Raw genomic sequence first — 18873 nt, forward strand, 5'->3', positions numbered from 1 at the left:
TTTAAACTCCCTGTAAAATATCTATTTGGTTTCCATACTCATGACGCGAAACAAAATCCCCACATGCCTCGCCATGTTGTCAACGCTGGCTGCCGCCAGTTGAGCGAATTCTTCGGTCAATAAGACATTGAGGTTTTCACTGCCCACTACCACCGTCACACTGTCTGTTGGCAACGGCGAAATATCCAGCGTAAACTTTTGCAGCACCCGTGCCGCCGACGCTTTATAGGTCAGCAACTTCCCCGCCACGGAATACACCGCCAGCAGGGTCCCACTGGCGAGGTAAAAACCGAACTCGCCAATCTCATATTCACCGTCGCCATCAAACAGCGCGGCCATCCTGAGTTGGCGCTCGCCCAAGTCCTCGTAATCCACAATGGCGACACGCTGGCGCTCGTCGCGCAAGGCCACTTCGGTGCCGTCCGGGTTGTAGCGGCCAGTACCGGCGCCGATGTGGGTGATCTCGCCTTTCAAGCCTTGGTTCTTTGCCTGCAACACTTCATCCAAACCCTTGGAAGTGAAGCGCACCAGGCGCGTAATATCATCTGTCATGGCTGCGCCCTGAGGTCGTAGTCGTTAATGGTGTAGTGCTGGGCAACCCCAGCGCTGTTAAGCCGGGCAACCAGCGCAACGTCCGGCAGCGCTCCGTCCAGATACAACTCGCCGTCACTTAACGGCGCATGGAGCACTTGAGTGAGCGCAAGCCGCCCTCGTGTTTCATGCACGATGGTGATGGTCGCCTGGTCCCGCTCGCTCTTGGCCGCGTTGATACGGCGAATCAAACGATTGTGATCACCACTGGACCAACTGCGCCCGATGATCGCCTGCACGTCGAAGGTGTAGGGCATCGCCCTTGGTCGCTGCTGATACCAGGCGCTGATATTGGGCGTGAACCCCAGCGACTCCACCGCATAACTCAACGCCTTGGGCGTGCCTGCCTGACGCTGGATCTGCCAGGACAAGGCCACGGTAAGACGCTTTTCGGTTTCGCTGGCGTCGGCGTCCCATTCACTGACGCCGCGGTCGGCGGCCAGGTAAGGCAGGAATTCGCCAGGGGTTTGCAGTGGATTCATTAACGCAGGAAACGGCGGCATGACCCGGTCGAGCAATTGCCCGAATCCCACGTCCAGAGCCTTTTCCAACGGTGAGCTGTTGGCTGGCAACAAACTCGCTTTGTGCTCACTCATAGCGTGCGCACCTCCACCTCGACACCCGTGCAGTACGGGGCCTGGAAGGCGTTACTGATAATGGGTTCGAGCGGTTCAACGATCTGCAGTTGCGCAGCCCCTGCGCTATGGATCGCATAGTCGATCCAGCTGGGATCCACCCGCCCTTCCAGGCGATGACATAACTCTGCGTAGTCTTGCAGTAATTTCTGCGCCGCTACCTGAGTGAGCCCCGAGTCCGGACCGGCATTGATCTTCGCGACCACACGGATCTTGTAACGCAGAATTTGCGCAGCTTGCACGCTGACCAGATCCGTCTCCGGCCGCACATCCGGCCGTGCGAAATGGCGGCGAACACCGTCAAGCAAATCGGCGGATGGGCTGCCGTCGCCTTCGCGAGAGAGCACCGTGATCATCACTTCGCCAGGCGCGATTCGACGCCCGTTGCCGTCCTTGACCTGCGCCGCATAGCCGTCCGGATCAAAGGTGTAGCTGACCGTCACCACGCCCGGCGTCGCGCTTTGCACCTTCACCGACGGCCGTTCACCCAGGGTAAAAACCTCTCGCCGATACTGCATCCGCGAGCCTGCTGCCGGCGCGTGGGGCGCCAGGTAATAACGCAGGCGAGCGTCGTCGTTACTTTCCAGCGTCGGCGGCACCGGCGGAAACGCAGCCGGGTCGCCGGGGTCGAGCACTTGGCGTTCCAGGCCCATATCGGCCAGGCGTGCATCCAGGTTGCTGCCGGTGGCCCACCACGCGAGCATCTGCTTGATACGGGCATTGTATTTGCGTTCGTGGGTTTGCAGCCTTACACAAAAGGCTTCCAGGGCCAGGGTCAGCAACTCGCTTTCGTTGTCGAGGCTGACCTTGAGTTTGGCCGCGCTTTGCGGTGCTCGGGTGGCGACGTAGTCCACAACAAACGCCTTGAATTCGGCCAATAGCGGCTCGAACTCATCCACCGCAATGATGGCCGGTTCCGCCAGTTGGTTCTGGCCGGGGATCAGCATGCTCATGTCACGACCTCGAAGGTTTGTTGGCGGTTTTTCCAGGTGCCGGCGAAGCGCAACAACAAGCCGGCGCCTTGGCGGGTGGCGACGATGACCTGGGGTTGGAAATCGCCGATGCCGTTGTGGCTGTTGTAGAACGCCTGCGCGGCGTGGCTTTGGGCGAGTATCAGCAGGTCGTCGCCGAGGTTCTGGCCGAGCAATTGCGGGATCAGCGAGCCGTACAGCGGGCGTTTCTGCCGAGTGCCCACGGGGGTGGTCAGCGCTCGGGTGGCGCGCTGCACGAACTGCAGCCAGTCATCGACGGCTGCCCCGGTGTTTCGATCGATGCCGAGCATGGGATGTCCTTATCGAGGGCTGATGACGCGGCCTTGATGGTCCACCAGCGGGCCGCTGAAGTGCGCGCCGCCAGCGTCCAGTACCAGGCTGGTGCCGCCGATTTGCAGGGTGATGTTCTGAGCGCTCATGACCAAGCTGGCGGCGCCGACCTTGACGTCTACCTGTTCGCGCGAACCGCTGAACGTGGTGGGGCCGTTGACCCAATTGAAGGTGTGGCTGGCGTCGTCGTAGTCGCTTTGGGTACCGTCCTGATGGCGCCGCCGGGTCAATGTCGCAACGCTGGAGACTGGCGGAAATTGACTACTGTTAAGGCCGAACAAGGCCACCGACTGACCACCGCCTTCGCCGCCGCCGTAGTTGAGCAACAGGCATTGCTCGCCCACCGACGGGATGCGCGTTTCGGTTTGTGCGCCTGCGCTGGGGTTGAAAAAGCGGATGGCCGGCGTGAGCAAATCACCGTGGCTGACCTTGCAGGTATTGCTGGCGGCGTCGATCGACTGACACGTGCCGATCCGGCAAAAACTCTCGGCGCGTCGATACAGGTCTTCAAGTTGGGTTTCCATCTCTGCCAGGCGTTCGACAATCGGCCCCAGTTGCATGCGTAACAGCGCGTCGAACATGGGCTACTCCGCCAGTGGTTTGTATTGGTCGGGATCGTCGATGTTCGACACTTCCCAGGTGCGGGCAAACAGCGGCTGGCCGGTAGGATCTGTGAGTAACACCGGCCCGATGTAGACGGTCTGGGTGAAGGAAACAGTCCAGGTGTCGTAGTCCGTTTCTGCTGTTGTTGCAGCAACCGGAGCGGCGACGATATTTATCGGCAAATCACACTGGGCCAAGGGCAGGCCCCAACGGTTATCCAGCACCTGGTCCATCAGTTGGCTGGCCAGGTCGCAGGCATCAAATGGCAGCGCACCCGGCGCCACCATGGCCCGGAGCGAAATCGTCAGGGCGTGAGCCTTGCGCCCTTCACGAGAGCGAATGCCCGGCCCATTGCCTTCGACCGTGATCAACACGCCGGTTTTATCCAGGGCGCCCTGAAAATCCTGGTGATTGCCGACCTTCAAGGCCGGGAAGGCCGCATGCAGCGCCGCGCTAATGGCAAGGGGCAGTTGGGAGGGTTTTTCGATAAGGGTCATATTAAATAGCGTCCTTGCAACGGTTACTGCGGGTCTTGACCGGAGCCTTGGTTGACCCCGATGCGCTTGGCCGCCCAGCGTTCATAAAGGCCGATGGCGACATCGGCGCCGGCCATTGCGGTGAGGCAGCCAATGGCGCCGGCGGTCCAGATCGACATGCCGGCGGCGTAGCACAGCATCAAGGCTGAAACGCCGCAGACCATGCACGCGCCGGAGCGCAGGGCCAGGCGACGGATCAGCGACCAGCCACGTGCGCCCTCCTTGTCGGCGCGCCACATTTCACCGGATACACCGCCGATCACTGCCAATACGATGACCAGCCAGATAGGCATTTCCGCTAACGCTTGTTGTTCATTTGTCATGTCACGCCTCCTGGCTGAGCACTCAATAGTCCATTCTTCATTTACACATGCTTCGATAGGTCGGCATTCCAAAAAGCCCGGTTGCCCGGGCCTTTCAGTAATGATTTCCTCGAACGTTCGGCGCTACTGGCGCGGTACGGTTCTTTCCTCAATGTTTTTCCGACCACGATCCCTGTCTGCCGGATAACTGCTTCTGGTGCTTTACGCTGCACACCCGGGTCAGTTGCCAACCCTCTGAACCGTTAAGGCCGGTTCATCGCTGCCTGTTTTTTTTGAAGCGGTGTAACTAAAGAGCGTCGGCATCCTTGCCGGTGTTGCCTGGCATCCCTGCCATCGCTTCGATGGCGTCCTTGCCGATATTGCGTGGCGTCCTTGTCACTTTCCTTGGCAGCATCCTTGCCGCCTCCACCACCTTGTTGGCTGGCTTGAGATGGAGAATATGCATGTATGCATATACAGTCAATGCACAAATGCATTTATTTTTACTCAAGGAATGCATCAGTGCATTGAGACCCAGATGGGCCAGGGGTTTGCCGGTTTTTTAAGGTCGAAAAAAAGCCCGCACAGGGGCGGGCTTTGTCTTACGCATGAAGGTTAACGGGCGTACATGCCCCACCAGAACACATGGCCGAGGATGCTGATTTGCTCATCCTGGATATCCTGGAAGCTATAGTCCTCGTCCGGGTGCTCATCGCGATTGAAACTGCGCAGGCGAATCCCGGAAGGCAGGCGATAGAGCTGTTTCACCCGCAATTGGCCATTGTGATTGATGGCATACAAGTCGCCATCGACGATGTCACCAATGCCGCTCTTGCCCGCATTCACCCCGACCGTCGCGCCGTCGCGCAGCACCGGCAACATACTGTTGCCACGCACTGTCACGCATTTGGCCTGGTCAAACTGCACACCGTTGTGGCGAAGGCTGCGCTTGCCGAACCGCAGGCTGGCCTTCTCGCTTTCCTCGATGACGAATCTTCCTGATCCAGCAGCCAATTCAACCTCGCGCAAAAAGGGGATCGACACCTCGTCATCATTAACGGGCGTGTCGTCGTCCCACAGGCTTATATCCTTGAGTTCCGAATGCATCGGGTCGCGCCCGTCATCGCGCCCAGCGCCCAGCGCCGCGCGCCCGCGCAGGTGGTCGGTGCTGACGCGGAAGTACTCGGCGATACGCGAGATGTGCTTGTCCGACGGATCAACGATCTTGCCGCTGAGGATCCGCGAGAGTGTGGATTGAGGCACGCCAGTACGCCGGTGAAGCTCCGTGGGGGAGATCCGGTCGCGGTCCAGCAGCTCTCTTAAGACGGTTGAAACGTTGCGTTTTTGCATAACGGCGATAGTGCCGGGAGTTTTTGGGGTTGGCAAATGCTAAATTGCATATTTTATGCAATATCAAAAATTTTCCACCTCTGCCCGGCTGCATTCGGCCGCTGACAAGCCCTATGTAGGTTTCAAATAACGATAAAGTGTCTGACGACTGATATCAAAATCACGCGCCAATTTAGATTTGTTTTCTCCTGCGCTGGCTCGGCCAATTAAACTCACCACCTGATTGTCGGACAGTTTTTTCTTGCGACCGCCGTAGCACCCACGGACCTTTGCGGCAGCGATTCCGGTTGCCTGTTTTTCCCTCCTTGTGGCGCGTTCGAACGCTGCAATCCGCTCCATTACCGCAATGATGGTCTCCACAACCTCAAGACAGTCATGCCGGAAAATCAGGTTTTCGTTTAGAAACTCCAGCGTTACCTGTTTTTCCACCAGCCGCCGAATAAGACTACACAGTTGTTCGGTACTGGAAGTCAGCGAGGTCATGCTATCGACCACCACGGTATCCCCGCACTGCAGGTAGCGAATAAGCCTTTCCAGGCCAGCGCGATTCACCGCCTCGTCTGCTGCCTCATCGCAAAACACCGCGTCAAATACATCACGGCTGGGTATTTTCTCGATGCTATCGCAAGGCGCTTGCAGAGAGTGCCGGAAATATCTAATGCGATGCGATCTCATGGTGCCTCCTTGGCAATAGTTGTACAAAGTCCTTTTTATACTTGTACAAACTGTAACTAAATCACTAATTCCTTACACATCCGTAACACTGGACCCACCCAAAATACACAGTTGCAAAGACTTGAACTTGTCTTATCATTTCGAGGCCTGGATTAATCCTAACAAGTTTTTGACACAGCGTCGATTTTGCATTCAGTGGATTTACGCAACAGCGTTAAACACCTATTGCTTTACAGTTTCAAACAGTTGACGTGGCCGGCTTGACAAGGCTGGCAATTCCCTGACGCAAGCAGAGGATGAATGGATGAAAGTCTTGGAAAAAGCCGTTGAAGTTGATCGGCTAACTACCGATCAGGAAAAGATCGATACGGTCACCCGCAGCATTACCGAGCATGGTAATTACCTGCGCGAACGTTATCCTGTTTTGCAACACCAGAATGCGCTGGGCGCGAGTGTCATGGTGTTTTCGCTAGCGGGCATGGTTATCACAGGAGGTCTCTACATCAAGGGTTTTATACCCGCATGGCTGTGTATTTTTATCAATGCGCTACTGACTTCGTTTATTCATGAAATCGAGCACGACTTGATTCATCGTCTTTATTTCAGAAAAAAGCCACTGGCCCATAATGCCATGATGTTTTTTTGCTGGCTGGCCCGACCGGGCATGCCCAGTCCCTGGTTAAGACGCAGTCTGCACTTTCATCATCACAAGGAATCCGGAACTGCCTCAGATGTCGAGGCCTGGATAACGACCAGTGGTAGCCCGTGGGGAATACTGCGCTTATTGAAACTGATGGATGGTTTTATATTTGGTTTTCTCAACGCGATTTTTGCACCTGGATGGCGGCAAAAGGTAAAGTTGTTAGGCAAGATTATTCGGCTCAATACACCGTTTGGCCTGTTGTATTGGGGGTGCTGGTATGTGTTCCTTGGCTACCACGCAACTGTCTGGCTTGGCTCAATCCTGGGCCAGGAGGCTCACCCTTCCGCTGCAACGCTGGGGTTAATGGAGATAGTTAATAGCGCCATTGTTATTCTTATCGCACCCAATTTAATACGCCAGTTCTGCCTGTTCTTTATCAGTTCAAACATGCACTATTATGGCGATGTTGCCCCGCGCAATCCATTACAACAAACTCAAGTGATGAACCCCTGGTGGTTGTGGCCGTTTCAGTTGTTCTGTTTCAACTTTGGCAGCACGCACAGCATTCATCACTTTGTGGTCAGAGACCCGTTCTATCTTCGCCAGATGACGGCAGCCTATGCGCATAAAGTCATGGCGCAAGCCGGTGTCAGGTTCAATGACTTCGGCACCTACAAGCGCGCGAATCGTTATTCCACTAAGCACGCTCACACGCGGTCGCGGGGGTGAGTGCCATCGCGCTCGCACGTATCAAGGGCAGCACTACAACGACAAGGAGTCTGAAGTATGAAAGCACAAGGGATCTGTGCGCAGCAGTTCGCAGCGGTCAGGCAGGCCTTCGAGGACATTTTTGATGATCCGCAGGAACGTGGTGCAGGGCTATGCGTGCAAGTAGACGGAAAGCGCGTTATCGACTTATGGGCCGGTACGGCGGATCAGGAAGGCACCACGCCGTGGCGGCACGACACGCTGGCCAATACCTTTTGCGTGGTAAAACCCTACGTCGCGGTGGCCGTGCTGATGCTGGTTGAACAGGGCAAGCTGGAGTTGGATGCATCCGTGGCCCGCTACTGGCCAGAGTTCGCCCAAAACGGCAAAGCCAAGGTCACCTTGCGTCAGGTGATGAATCACACCGCGGGCCTTCCGGCACTGCGAGCCCCCGGCCATAACGCCATGATGTATGACTGGGAGCATATGGTGCGAGTCCTGGAGGCCGAGCCGCTTTGGTGGGAAGCGGGGACAGACCTGGGGTATGGCACCACGACGTTTGGCTGGATCCTGGGTGAGCTGATTCGCCGGGTGGACGGGCGTGATCCCTGTGTCTTTATCCATGAAGAGATTCTAGATCCCCACGCCCTCGACGTTCACCTAGGCGTGGACGCAAAAGACTTTCATCGCATTGCTCGTTTCGACAATGCCAGCGGACGAGTCGGTGACAGTTACTCGCAAGCGTTGCGCACGGTGCTCAAAAACGAGCCATCGCACATCGCGACACTCGCCTTCACCAACCCCGGAATGGTGCCCAGGCGAACCAGTGACCCACGCTGGTGGGCCTATCAGCAACCGGCGGTGTGCGGGCATGGCACAGCGCACGGTTTAGCCGGTTTTTACACGGCATTAATGGCCGGACACTTTATCGGTCGCGAACTGCTCAGTGAATTCACACGAGAGCACAGTCACGGCATGGATCGGGTCTGGATGCGCCCAATGCGTTATGGCTTGGGCTGCATGCTGGAACAGCAACGTGACCCAGCGGCTTCCCACGCAATGGGCCCGGGCACCTTTGGCCATATCGGGCTGGGTGGTCCGATAAGCTTCGCCGACCCCGAGAGGCGAGTGAGCTTTGGGTTTGTCACCACGACTTCGGGCAGTCATTCGATGATTGACCCTCGGCCTGGCCGGCTGTCATCACTGGTGTATGCAGCGCTTTAGGGATTTAACCATCAAGCAGGGTCGGTGCTACGAGGAACGCGCCGGCCCCCAAATGTTTGCCGTCCCACTCCGGAACCTCAGCGCCGATCACTCCACTCACTAGCTATCACCCACTTGGCGCTGAAATCACTCGTTATGTATCCCACCTCGAACTATCCAGCTCGCTATAACCAGGTTCCTGCACAGCCGCCAGCGATCACCGGCGCCCAACAACCTGCCACTGCTCCCGTGGTCAGTTTCCCGCAGTGGCTTTACCAGCAGTCAATCAGCAAGCGATCACTGGATGCCCTGGCACAAAAAGGCCAAGCGGGTACAACTGATGAGCAGGCGTTGGCACAGCTCTTCCAGAATAATTTAGGCAAAGGCCCCATCAGCCTGAAAACGCCGCCCACGTTGAATAGCCCGCACGCCGTTTACGAAGCGAATGTCATGGTGAATGGTGCCAAAGTGACTATTCGTGCCAGTTTCAGCGTGGATGCAAACCACGGGTTCGAATTGCACGCACTGGGCACTCATGATGGCCCCAGCGGGAAGTACGTGGGTATCAAACTTCCCACCGTGCCGCCTTTGCCGTCGCCCAACGCAATCGCGTCTTCCAGCCAAAGGCCGCAAGAGGCCAGGACCGGGCTCAATCAAGCATTGATCAATCAGAACCGTGGCCCGGCAGAACTTGATCATCGACAGAATGACGTGGGCGCGACTCAACGCGAATCAAGTTGGGCTGTCAAAACGCTGGAAAATATAAGCCCGGCGCAAACAAAGTTGTTTCTGCCGCATATCTTCAATTTGATCGCGACCACCCATAATTACAAACAGGCCTACGACACTCACTTACGTCAGACACCTGGCATGACTACGGCGACGCATGCCGCGCAGATGGCGAGATTCAGTCATGCAGATGCAGTAAAAAAGAATATTAATGAAGGGGTTAAACGACGAGAGCCCGCAACGGAACTGATAAAGCGCCTGCTGGATACGCTGGACTTCAAACAGATGCTCGACCTTACAGGGGCGCTGTTGGAACTCACCAATCCAGGACTGCACCATGCCATCCGTGAACAGCCTTTCTTTACCGATCGCGGGCGCACAATGCGGCGCCAAGACCAGGTTCGAGACAGCAGCCTGTTTAACCGCCATGCCGGTATTGCAGACGAATTGCATCGTCGTCCGTCAACGGAGAATTTCTTCAAGCAAGGAATCGTTCATGCCAAAGCTGACTTTATGAGAGCCCCCGAATCCTCGACGGCCAGGCAGTTCAGCAAAAGTGGCGTTCCTTTCATCGGCGGCGCTTCAGGCAGCATGCAATTTATTCTTCAGGCGCTGGAAATGCAGAAACCCCAAGCCCAGCGCACCCCAGTTGAACGGGCACAGGTTGAGACGCTTTTACTCACCCACACGGCAGTAATGGTTGCTGGCGGGCACCACAGTATTGTGGAAGCGCTGTTGCCAGGCCGCAAATTGGGCTACTTCAACGATCTACCCGACCCCTTGAAGGGGAAAAATGGTTACCGAGACTTTATGCAGGCATTCGACGCGCGCCTTGCAGCGCTGAACATGAACGGCGGAGTACGGTTGAGCACGAATTGAACAGAGCGGGCAACCGTTAAGCTGTGGTGAGGGCGCTTAGCTTCTTGCCACACTACCCTCGCCTCCGTCGCTGCCAATTCAGCTCCCTCCGATCACTTAAGAGAAGCACAAGCACCGCTAACCTGTGGCGAGGGAGCTTGCTCCCGCTGGGCTGCGAAGCGGCCCCTGCTCTTTGCTTCAAGAGCATGGGACTGCTGCGCAGTCCAACGGGAGCAAGCTCCCTCGCCACGGGTTTGGTGTTCATTCTTGAGAGTGTTGGCCATTGGGCGTTGCGCCATTTTAGGTTTTACCTGGCTGTTTGTGACCTGCGAACCCTCGACCTCGCGTGTTAACCTTGCCGCCATCGCAAAATTAGCAGGGCCAAGGGCCCCATCTTTGCCCCACTCCTTTTAACGAATTTGCTAACTATCTGATGAGTAAAAACACCTCCGATCTGTCTTCCCACACCCCGATGATGCAGCAGTACTGGCGCCTGAAAAACCAGCACCCTGATCAGTTGATGTTCTATCGCATGGGCGACTTCTACGAGATCTTCTACGAAGACTCGAAGAAGGCCGCCAAGCTGCTGGACATCACACTGACCGCGCGTGGGCAGTCGGCGGGGCAGTCGATTCCGATGTGTGGGATTCCTTACCATTCGTTGGAAGGCTACCTGGTCAAGCTGGTGAAGCTGGGCGAATCGGTGGTGATCTGTGAGCAGATCGGCGACCCGGCGACCAGCAAAGGGCCGGTGGAACGTCAGGTGGTGCGCATTATTACGCCGGGCACGGTGAGTGATGAGGCGTTGCTGGATGAGCGTCGTGACAACCTGATCGCAGCGGTGTTGGGCGATGAGCGTTTGTTTGGCCTGTCGGTGCTGGATATCACCAGTGGCAACTTCAGTGTGCTGGAGATCAAGGGCTGGGAGAACCTGCTGGCGGAGCTTGAGCGCATCAATCCGGTGGAGTTGTTGATTCCGGATGATTGGCCCAAGGATCTACCGGCGGAAAAACGCCGTGGGACCAAGCGGCGTGCGCCGTGGGATTTTGAGCGCGATACGGCGCTGAAAAGCCTGTGCCAGCAGTTCTCGGTGCAGGACCTTAAAGGCTTCGGCTGCGAGACCTTGACCCTGGCCATCGGCGCTGCCGGTTGCTTGCTCAGCTACGCGAAGGAAACCCAGCGCACCGCCCTGCCGCATTTGCGCAGCCTGCGCCATGAGCGCCTGGATGACACCGTGGTGCTCGATGGCGCCAGCCGTCGGAACCTGGAGCTGGACACCAACCTGGCCGGTGGCCGCGATAACACGCTGCAATCGGTGGTCGACCGTTGCCAGACGGCCATGGGCAGCCGCTTGCTGACCCGTTGGTTGAACCGCCCACTGCGCGACTTGACCGTGCTTCAAGCGCGCCAGACATCTATTACTTGCCTGCTGGATCGCTATCGCTTTGAGAACCTGCAGCCGCAGCTTAAAGAAATCGGCGATATCGAGCGCATCCTTGCGCGGATTGGCCTGCGCAATGCGCGGCCACGTGACTTGGCGCGCCTGCGCGATGCCTTGAGCGCGCTGCCGCAGTTGCAAGTGGCCATGACCGAGCTGGACACGCCGCACCTGCAACAACTCGCCGTAACGGCCGGCACTTACCCGGACCTTGCAGCGCTGCTGGAAAAAGCCATTATCGACAACCCGCCGGCGATCATCCGTGACGGCGGCGTGCTTAAAACCGGTTACGACAGCGAGCTGGACGAGCTGCAATCGCTGAGCGAAAACGCCGGGCAATTCCTGATTGATCTGGAGGCCCGCGAAAAAGCCCGCACCGGCCTGGCCAACTTGAAGGTCGGCTACAACCGCGTACACGGCTACTTTATTGAGTTGCCAAGCAAACAGGCCGAGTCGGCGCCGATTGACTATCAGCGCCGCCAAACCCTTAAAGGTGCCGAGCGTTTCATTACGCCGGAGCTTAAAGAGTTCGAAGACAAGGCCCTGTCGGCCAAGAGCCGTGCCCTGGCGCGCGAAAAGATGCTGTATGAAGCGTTGCTCGAAGATTTGATCAGCCGCTTGGCGCCGCTGCAAGACACCGCCGCCGCCCTGGCGGAACTGGATGTGCTGAGCAACCTGGCCGAGCGTGCGCTGAACCTTGACCTGAATTGCCCGCGTTTTGTCAGTGAGCCGTGCATGCGTATCGTGCAGGGCCGCCACCCGGTGGTGGAGCAGGTGTTGACCACGCCGTTTGTGGCCAACGACCTGTCGCTGGATGACGACACGCGCATGCTGGTGATCACCGGTCCCAACATGGGTGGTAAATCCACCTACATGCGCCAGACCGCCTTGATCGTGTTGCTGGCGCACATCGGTAGCTTTGTGCCGGCGGCCAGTTGCGAGTTGTCGCTGGTGGACCGCATCTTCACGCGGATCGGTTCCAGTGATGACCTCGCCGGTGGGCGTTCGACCTTTATGGTGGAAATGAGCGAAACCGCCAACATCCTGCACAACGCCACCGAACGCAGCCTGGTGTTGATGGACGAAGTGGGACGCGGCACCAGCACCTTCGATGGTCTGTCGCTGGCGTGGGCGGCGGCTGAGCGTTTGGCGCATTTGCGCGCCTATACGCTGTTCGCCACGCACTATTTCGAGCTGACGGTGTTGCCGGAAAGCGAGCCGCTGGTGGCCAACGTGCATCTCAATGCCACCGAGCACAACGAGCGCATCGTGTTCCTGCACCACGTGCTGCCGGGGCCGGCGAGCCAAAGTTACGGTTTGGCCGTGGCGCAGTTGGCGGGGGTTCCCGCGCAGGTCATCACCCGTGCCCGCGAACACTTGAGCCGCCTGGAAGAAACCGCCCTGCCCCATGAGATTCCTGTGGCAAGCCCGGCCAAAACCAGCAGCAAACCCAGCGCGCCGCACCAGAGTGATATGTTCGCCAGCCTGCCCCATCCGGTGCTGGATGAGCTGGCAAAGCTTGACCTGGACGGCTTGACGCCGCGCAAAGCGCTCGAAATGTTATATGCACTGCAAGTTCGGATATAACGCACGGGCTTGCAAGCTGGTAGACTCTCGCGCGGTTTGGGATGCTGCAGGTTATTAGCCTGGCCTGCAGGCTATCGCTCCCGAACCTCGCGAGCCCTGCCACAAAGGGTTTCGCTGCCGCCGCCTGAGGAGAGAATTAGAAATGACCTTCGTCGTTACCGACAACTGCATCAAGTGCAAGTACACCGACTGCGTCGAAGTGTGTCCGGTGGACTGCTTCTACGAAGGCCCGAACTTCCTGGTTATCCACCCGGATGAGTGCATTGACTGCGCCCTGTGTGAACCAGAATGCCCGGCCGTCGCTATTTTCTCCGAGGACGAAGTCCCGGCAGAGATGCAGGAATTTATTCAGTTGAACGTCGAGCTGGCGGAAGTCTGGCCAAATATCACTGAACGTAAAGATCCGATGCCTGACGCAGCGGAGTGGGATGGCAAGAAAGGTAAGATTGCAGACCTCGAGCGCTGAAAGCGCCGCCGCCCAATAAAAAAGGCCCCTTGCGGGCCTTTTTGCGTTTCTGGGTGGTCGGTTTCACTTTTCTGCAGGCAAAAAAAAGGGGCGGTATGACCCGCCCACATTTTTTCCCTAGTCCCTGTATTCCTTTTCATCATCCTGATGAATCGCATCCTGCGACGTTCCTTCAACCATCGTTCCTTGATGGCTGTGCCAATCCGTGGACACAGGGCTGATCTTAGAGAGTTCCGAGGGAAGTTCAATGGGATCCAAGTGATCGGCTGACAGACTTGAACGCCCATTCAAGTATAAATAATTGTTATTTTTCATAAGGATAGAAAATTCGTTCACCGTTTCGAGATGGACATGCCCGGTAAAAAAACCAAACACTTACGAAAAAGTAAGCAAATGCTTACACGTGCAATTGCGCAAACGCGTAATTGAGAACCGTTGACTGATCAACACGCATAAAAAAGCCCCGACAACGTCGAGGCTTTTTTCATTCAGACGACTCAGTCGTCGCTGACAGTGATGGTCGGCATCGCCGGTGCCGCCGCTTCCTGCAGGACGATCCGCGCGCCTACATGCCGGGCCAACTCCTGATACACCATAGCGATCGGTCCATCGGGCTCTGCAGCCACGGTGGGCTTGCCGCCGTCGGCCTGCTCACGAATTTCCATCGCCAGCGGCAACGACGCCAGCAATTCAACCCCGTATTGGGTCGCCAACTTCTCGCCGCCACCTTCACCAAACAAATGCTCGGCGTGGCCGCAGTTGGAGCAGATGTGTACCGCCATGTTTTCCACGACGCCCAGCACCGGGATGTTGACCTTGCGGAACATCTCCACGCCTTTTCTGGCATCCAGCAGCGCCAGGTCCTGAGGCGTGGTCACGATCACCGAACCGGCCACCGGCACCTTTTGCGCCAGGGTCAGCTGGATATCGCCGGTGCCTGGCGGCATGTCGATCACCAGGTAATCGAGGTCGCCCCAGGCGGTCTGGGTGACCAGTTGCAGCAAGGCGCCGGAGACCATCGGCCCGCGCCAGACCATCGGTGTGTTGTCGTCGGTGAGGAAGGCCATGGACATCACTTCCACGCCCAGGGACTCAATCGGCACAAACCACTTCTGGTCCTTGACCTTGGGCCGTGTGCCTTCGGCGATGCCGAACATCACGCCCTGGCTTGGGCCGTAGATATCGGCGTCGAGGATGCCCACGCGCGCCCCCTCTCGGGCCAGCGCCAGCGCCAGGTTCGCGGCGGTAGTGGATTTACCCACGCCGCCCTTGCCGGAGGCCACGGCGATAACATTCTTGACGTTGGCAAGGCCAGGGATCTGCGCCTGGGCCTTGTGCGCGGCGATCACGCACTCGATGTCGACCTTGGCCGAACGCACGCCCTCCAGGCCTTCGATGGCCATTTGCAGCATCTGCGCCCAGCCGCTCTTGAACAAACCGGCGGCGTAGCCCAGTTCCAACTGGACCGACACCTGGTCGCCCTGGACTTCAATGGCACGTACACAGCCGGCGCTGACCGGGTCCTGGTTCAAATAGGGGTCGGTGTACTGGCGAAGAACGGCTTCCACCGCTGCGCGATTGACGGCGCTCATGGGCTACTCCCGAAAAAAGACTGACTGAAACAGGCGGCTATCCTAACCGTTCCGGCCGCCCAACGGCATGCTTTCGAGCCTTGGGAAGATTCAGAAACAGCGCCACGGGGTGAAATATATTTCCCGGCGCTTTATAGTGGCCGACCTCCGTTTCATCAAGTAGCCGAGCCCCATGTCCGAGCCACGCAAGATCCTCGTCACCAGCGCCCTGCCCTATGCCAATGGTTCCATCCATCTTGGCCATATGCTTGAGTACATCCAGACCGATATGTGGGTGCGCTTCCAGAAGCATCGCGGCAACCAATGCATTTATGTCTGCGCGGACGACGCCCACGGTTCGGCCATCATGTTGCGCGCCGAGAAGGAAGGCATCACCCCGGAACAACTGATCGCCAATGTGCAGGCTGAACACAGCGCCGACTTTGCCGAGTTCCTGGTCGACTTCGACAACTTCCACTCGACCCACTCCGAAGAAAACCGCGAGCTGTCGAGCCAGATCTACCTGCGTTTGAAGGAAGCCGGGCACATCGACCAGCGTTCGGTGACCCAATATTTCGACCCGGAAAAGAAAATGTTCCTGGCCGACCGTTTCATCAAGGGCACCTGCCCTAAATGCGGCACCGAAGACCAGTACGGCGACAACTGCGAAAAATGTGGTGCAACCTACGCCCCGACTGACTTGAAGAACCCGAAGTCGGCAATCTCCGGCGCCACCCCGGTGCTCAAGGATTCCCAGCACTTCTTCTTCAAGCTCCCGGACTTCCAGCAGATGCTGCAAACCTGGACCCGCAGCGGCACCTTGCAGGACGCCGTGGCCAACAAACTCTCCGAATGGCTCGACAGCGGCCTGCAGCAGTGGGACATCTCCCGCGATGCGCCGTACTTCGGCTTCGAGATCCCGGGCGAGCCGGGCAAGTACTTCTATGTGTGGCTGGACGCGCCGATTGGCTACATGGCCAGCTTCAAGAACCTCTGCGACCGCACGCCTGCGCTGGACTTCGACGCGTTCTGGGCCAAGGACTCCACCGCCGAGCTGTACCACTTCATCGGCAAGGACATCGTCAATTTCCACGCGCTGTTCTGGCCGGCCATGCTCGAAGGTTCGGGCTATCGCAAGCCAACCGGTATCGCCGTACACGGCTACCTGACGGTCAATGGCCAGAAAATGTCCAAGTCCCGTGGCACCTTTATCAAGGCGCGCACTTACCTGGACCACCTGTCGCCGGAATACCTGCGCTACTACTACGCCGCCAAGCTGGGCCGTGGTGTCGACGACCTGGACCTGAACCTGGAAGACTTCGTACAGAAGGTCAACTCGGACCTGGTCGGCAAAGTGGTCAACATCGCCAGCCGTTGCGCCGGGTTTATCCACAAGGGCAATGCCGGTTTACTGGTGGCTGAAAACGCCGCACCGGAACTGACCGAAGCCTTCCTGTCCGCCGCGCCAAGCATCGCCGACGCCTATGAAGCCCGTGACTTTGCCCGCGCCATGCGCGAGATCATGGGCCTGGCCGACCGCGCCAACGCCTGGATCGCCGACAAGGCGCCGTGGTCGCTGAACAAGCAGGAAGGCAAGCAAGCTGAAGTCCAGGCTATCTGTGCCACGGGCGTCAACCTGTTCCGTCAATTGGTGATTTTCCTCAAGCCGGTGCTGCCATTACTGGCCGCTGATGCCGAGGCATTCCTCAACGTCGCGCCGCTGACCTGGAACGACCACGCCACGCTGCTGAGCAACCATCAGTTGAATGAGTTCAAGCCGTTGATGACGCGTATTGACCCAGTGAAAGTCCAGGCCATGACCGACGCTTCGAAAGAAGATCTGGTCGCCAGCCAGACCGACACCGGTTCAGCTGCGCCCGCCGGTAACGGTGAGCTGGCCAAGGATCCGATCTCGGCAGAAATCGACTTCGACGCGTTTGCCGCCGTCGACCTGCGCGTTGCGCTGATCGTCAAGGCCGAGGCCGTAGAAGGTGCCGACAAGCTGCTGCGCCTGACCCTGGACCTGGGTGGCGAACAACGTAACGTGTTCTCCGGCATCAAGAGCGCCTACCCGGACCCGTCCAAGCTCGATGGTCGCCTGACCATGATGATCGCCAACCTCAAGCCACGCAAAATGAAGTTCGGTATTTCCGAAGGTATGGTGATGGCGGCCGGCCCTGGCGGCGAAGAGATCTACCTGTTGAGCCCGGACAGCGGTGCCAAGCCGGGTCAGCGTATCAAGTAAGCCTGCAAAGCCCGTCTGCGGTCAGCTGGCCTGGCGTGGCAGACGGGCTTTCTGTGGCAAACGGGATTTTTTGTGGCGAGCGGGCTTCTTGTGGCGAGCGGGCTTGCCCCGCGTTGGGCTGCGCAGCAGCCCCAATAAAGTCGCCGCACTATGCCTGTTAAACCGAGTGTCTGTACCAAGGGCCGCTCCGCGCCCCAACGCGGGGCAAGCCCGCTCGCCACAAAAAGCCCGCTCACCACAGAAATCCTACTCACCACAAAAAGCCCGCTCACCACAGAAGGTCTACTCACCACAAAAAGCCGCTCACCACAGAAAGCCCGCTCACCACAACAGGCTCACTAGCCACTCCAACAGGCCCTGTTTATTCAACCGGCATACCAATGATCACCCCATGAACTTGATTCAACGTATCGACGCGCTGCTGCCGCAGACCCAATGCGGCAAATGCGGGCATCCGGGTTGCAAGCCTTACGCCGAGGGTATCGCGCAAGGCGAGGCGATCAATAAGTGCCCGCCCGGAGGGCAGGAAACCATTGCTGGCCTGGCCCAACTGTTGCGCGTGCCGGTGTTGGAACTGGACACCCGTCGCGGCGAAGCCCCGGCCCAGGTCGCCTACATTCGCGAAGCCGAATGCATCGGCTGCACCAAATGCATCCAGGCGTGCCCGGTGGATGCGATTGTCGGCGCCGCCAAGTTGATGCACACCGTGATCATGGATGAGTGCACCGGCTGCGACCTGTGTGTTGCGCCCTGCCCTGTGGATTGCATTGAAATGCGTCCAGCGACCACTGTGCTGGCGATTGTCGGCGGCCTGGCAGCCAATGACCTGCAACACCACGAACGCGGCCTCAAGCGCGACCGCGCGCGGCGGCGCTTTGAGCAACGCAATGCGCGGCTGCAACGCGAGGAAGCGCATAAACTCGCCGAGCGCCTGGCGCGGGCTAAACGTTTGGCCCCACCGGTTGCCCCTGTGCAAGCCGATCACGCTCAGGCGGCCCGGGATACAGCGGTAAAAAAAGCCAAGATCACCGTTGCCATGAGCCGCGCCCAACTGCATAAGTCCCTCAAGGCATTTGGTCACCCGCCGACTTTTGAACAGCAGTCGCAGTTGATCGTGCTGCAGCAGCAGTTCGAAGCAGCGGAGCAGGCGCTGGCCGCACTGGAAGTACAGAGCACACCGACGCCAGCAAGGGCGCCGAGTAATAGCGCCGACCTCAAGCGCGCTAAAATCCAGCTGGCCATGCACCGCGCAGCATTGAAGAAAGCCCAGGATCTAAACGCCACCCCACAGCAACTGGCCGAGGCGCAAAGCAAACTCGATGACGCGCAACGCCAAGTGGATGCTCATAACAGCGCGTAACCCTGCCTTGTGTATTGCTACAATCGCGCTGATCGCCTGCAAGGAAACAAC

Annotated in this window: 18 protein-coding genes; 7 read left to right on the forward strand and 11 right to left on the reverse strand. The window is 58.1% G+C overall.

What is annotated here, in order from left to right:
• Window positions 1-21 precede the first annotated feature (21 nt).
• From P5706_RS26630 to P5706_RS26675, 10 genes are all read right to left on the reverse strand, one after another.
• On the reverse strand, window positions 22-552 hold the full coding sequence (locus P5706_RS26630; RefSeq protein WP_177032753.1) for a hypothetical protein: 531 nt from the start codon (window positions 550-552) through the stop codon (window positions 22-24).
• Window positions 549-1187 (reverse strand): phage tail protein I, encoded by a 639-nt coding sequence (locus P5706_RS26635; RefSeq protein WP_285683070.1) that lies wholly within the window; start codon window positions 1185-1187, stop codon window positions 549-551. Before P5706_RS26635 ends, P5706_RS26630 begins: the two co-directional genes overlap by 4 nt.
• Window positions 1184-2179, reverse strand: a complete 996-nt coding sequence (locus tag P5706_RS26640) for a baseplate J/gp47 family protein (RefSeq protein WP_285683071.1) — start codon at window positions 2177-2179, stop codon at window positions 1184-1186. The genes P5706_RS26635 and P5706_RS26640 overlap by 4 nt, the downstream gene beginning before the upstream one ends.
• On the reverse strand, window positions 2176-2508 hold the full coding sequence (locus P5706_RS26645; RefSeq protein WP_053254663.1) for a hypothetical protein: 333 nt from the start codon (window positions 2506-2508) through the stop codon (window positions 2176-2178). The genes P5706_RS26640 and P5706_RS26645 overlap by 4 nt, the downstream gene beginning before the upstream one ends.
• Window positions 2509-2517: 9 nt before the next feature.
• Window positions 2518-3129: a phage baseplate assembly protein V gene (locus tag P5706_RS26650; protein ID WP_285683075.1), complete on the reverse strand. Its 612-nt coding sequence runs from the start codon at window positions 3127-3129 to the stop codon at window positions 2518-2520.
• A gap of 3 nt (window positions 3130-3132) precedes the next feature.
• Window positions 3133-3648 (reverse strand): hypothetical protein, encoded by a 516-nt coding sequence (locus tag P5706_RS26655; RefSeq protein ID WP_285683077.1) that lies wholly within the window; start codon window positions 3646-3648, stop codon window positions 3133-3135.
• A gap of 23 nt (window positions 3649-3671) precedes the next feature.
• Window positions 3672-4010 (reverse strand): phage holin family protein, encoded by a 339-nt coding sequence (locus tag P5706_RS26660; protein ID WP_053254660.1) that lies wholly within the window; start codon window positions 4008-4010, stop codon window positions 3672-3674.
• Window positions 4011-4296: 286 nt separating this feature from the next.
• On the reverse strand, window positions 4297-4455 hold the full coding sequence (locus P5706_RS26665) for a hypothetical protein (protein WP_285683080.1): 159 nt from the start codon (window positions 4453-4455) through the stop codon (window positions 4297-4299).
• A gap of 149 nt (window positions 4456-4604) precedes the next feature.
• A complete protein-coding gene (locus tag P5706_RS26670; protein ID WP_082463551.1) occupies window positions 4605-5339 on the reverse strand; it encodes a LexA family transcriptional regulator in 735 nt (244 codons plus the stop codon).
• Window positions 5340-5450: 111 nt separating this feature from the next.
• Window positions 5451-6014, reverse strand: a complete 564-nt coding sequence (locus tag P5706_RS26675; RefSeq protein WP_285683085.1) for a recombinase family protein — start codon at window positions 6012-6014, stop codon at window positions 5451-5453.
• Between the two features lie 304 nt (window positions 6015-6318).
• Between P5706_RS26675 and P5706_RS26680 the strand changes: the two genes are divergently transcribed.
• From P5706_RS26680 to fdxA, 5 genes are all read left to right on the forward strand, one after another.
• Window positions 6319-7386: a fatty acid desaturase gene (locus P5706_RS26680; RefSeq protein WP_285683087.1), complete on the forward strand. Its 1068-nt coding sequence runs from the start codon at window positions 6319-6321 to the stop codon at window positions 7384-7386.
• Between the two features lie 57 nt (window positions 7387-7443).
• Window positions 7444-8589 carry a serine hydrolase domain-containing protein gene (locus tag P5706_RS26685; protein ID WP_285683089.1) on the forward strand — a complete coding sequence of 382 codons (1146 nt, stop codon included), beginning with the start codon at window positions 7444-7446 and terminating at the stop codon, window positions 8587-8589.
• A 114-nt stretch (window positions 8590-8703) separates the two neighbouring features.
• Window positions 8704-10176, forward strand: coding sequence for a hypothetical protein (locus tag P5706_RS26690; RefSeq protein WP_285683091.1), 1473 nt, complete (start codon window positions 8704-8706; stop codon window positions 10174-10176).
• A gap of 412 nt (window positions 10177-10588) precedes the next feature.
• Window positions 10589-13180: a DNA mismatch repair protein MutS gene (gene mutS / locus P5706_RS26695; protein WP_285683092.1), complete on the forward strand. Its 2592-nt coding sequence runs from the start codon at window positions 10589-10591 to the stop codon at window positions 13178-13180.
• Window positions 13181-13322: 142 nt separating this feature from the next.
• Window positions 13323-13646, forward strand: a complete 324-nt coding sequence (gene fdxA, locus P5706_RS26700; protein ID WP_200433015.1) for a ferredoxin FdxA — start codon at window positions 13323-13325, stop codon at window positions 13644-13646.
• Window positions 13647-14143: 497 nt separating this feature from the next.
• Here the strand turns inward: fdxA and apbC are convergent, their stop codons facing one another.
• The gene (gene apbC, locus P5706_RS26705) at window positions 14144-15238 is read right to left on the reverse strand and encodes an iron-sulfur cluster carrier protein ApbC (protein WP_285683093.1); all 1095 of its coding nucleotides are present in this window, start codon (window positions 15236-15238) and stop codon (window positions 14144-14146) included.
• 172 nt (window positions 15239-15410) lie between these two features.
• On the opposite strand from apbC, the gene metG reads away from it, so the two are divergent.
• Together metG and rsxB are read left to right on the forward strand one after the other, a co-directional pair.
• The gene (gene metG, locus P5706_RS26710; RefSeq protein ID WP_285683094.1) at window positions 15411-17462 is read left to right on the forward strand and encodes a methionine--tRNA ligase; all 2052 of its coding nucleotides are present in this window, start codon (window positions 15411-15413) and stop codon (window positions 17460-17462) included.
• A 391-nt stretch (window positions 17463-17853) separates the two neighbouring features.
• Window positions 17854-18822: an electron transport complex subunit RsxB gene (gene rsxB, locus P5706_RS26715; protein ID WP_285683095.1), complete on the forward strand. Its 969-nt coding sequence runs from the start codon at window positions 17854-17856 to the stop codon at window positions 18820-18822.
• Window positions 18823-18873: the final 51 nt, after the last annotated feature.

The sequence above is a fragment of the Pseudomonas sp. ChxA genome, assembly GCF_030263855.1.
Lineage (GTDB): Bacteria > Pseudomonadota > Gammaproteobacteria > Pseudomonadales > Pseudomonadaceae > Aquipseudomonas > Aquipseudomonas fluorescens_CB.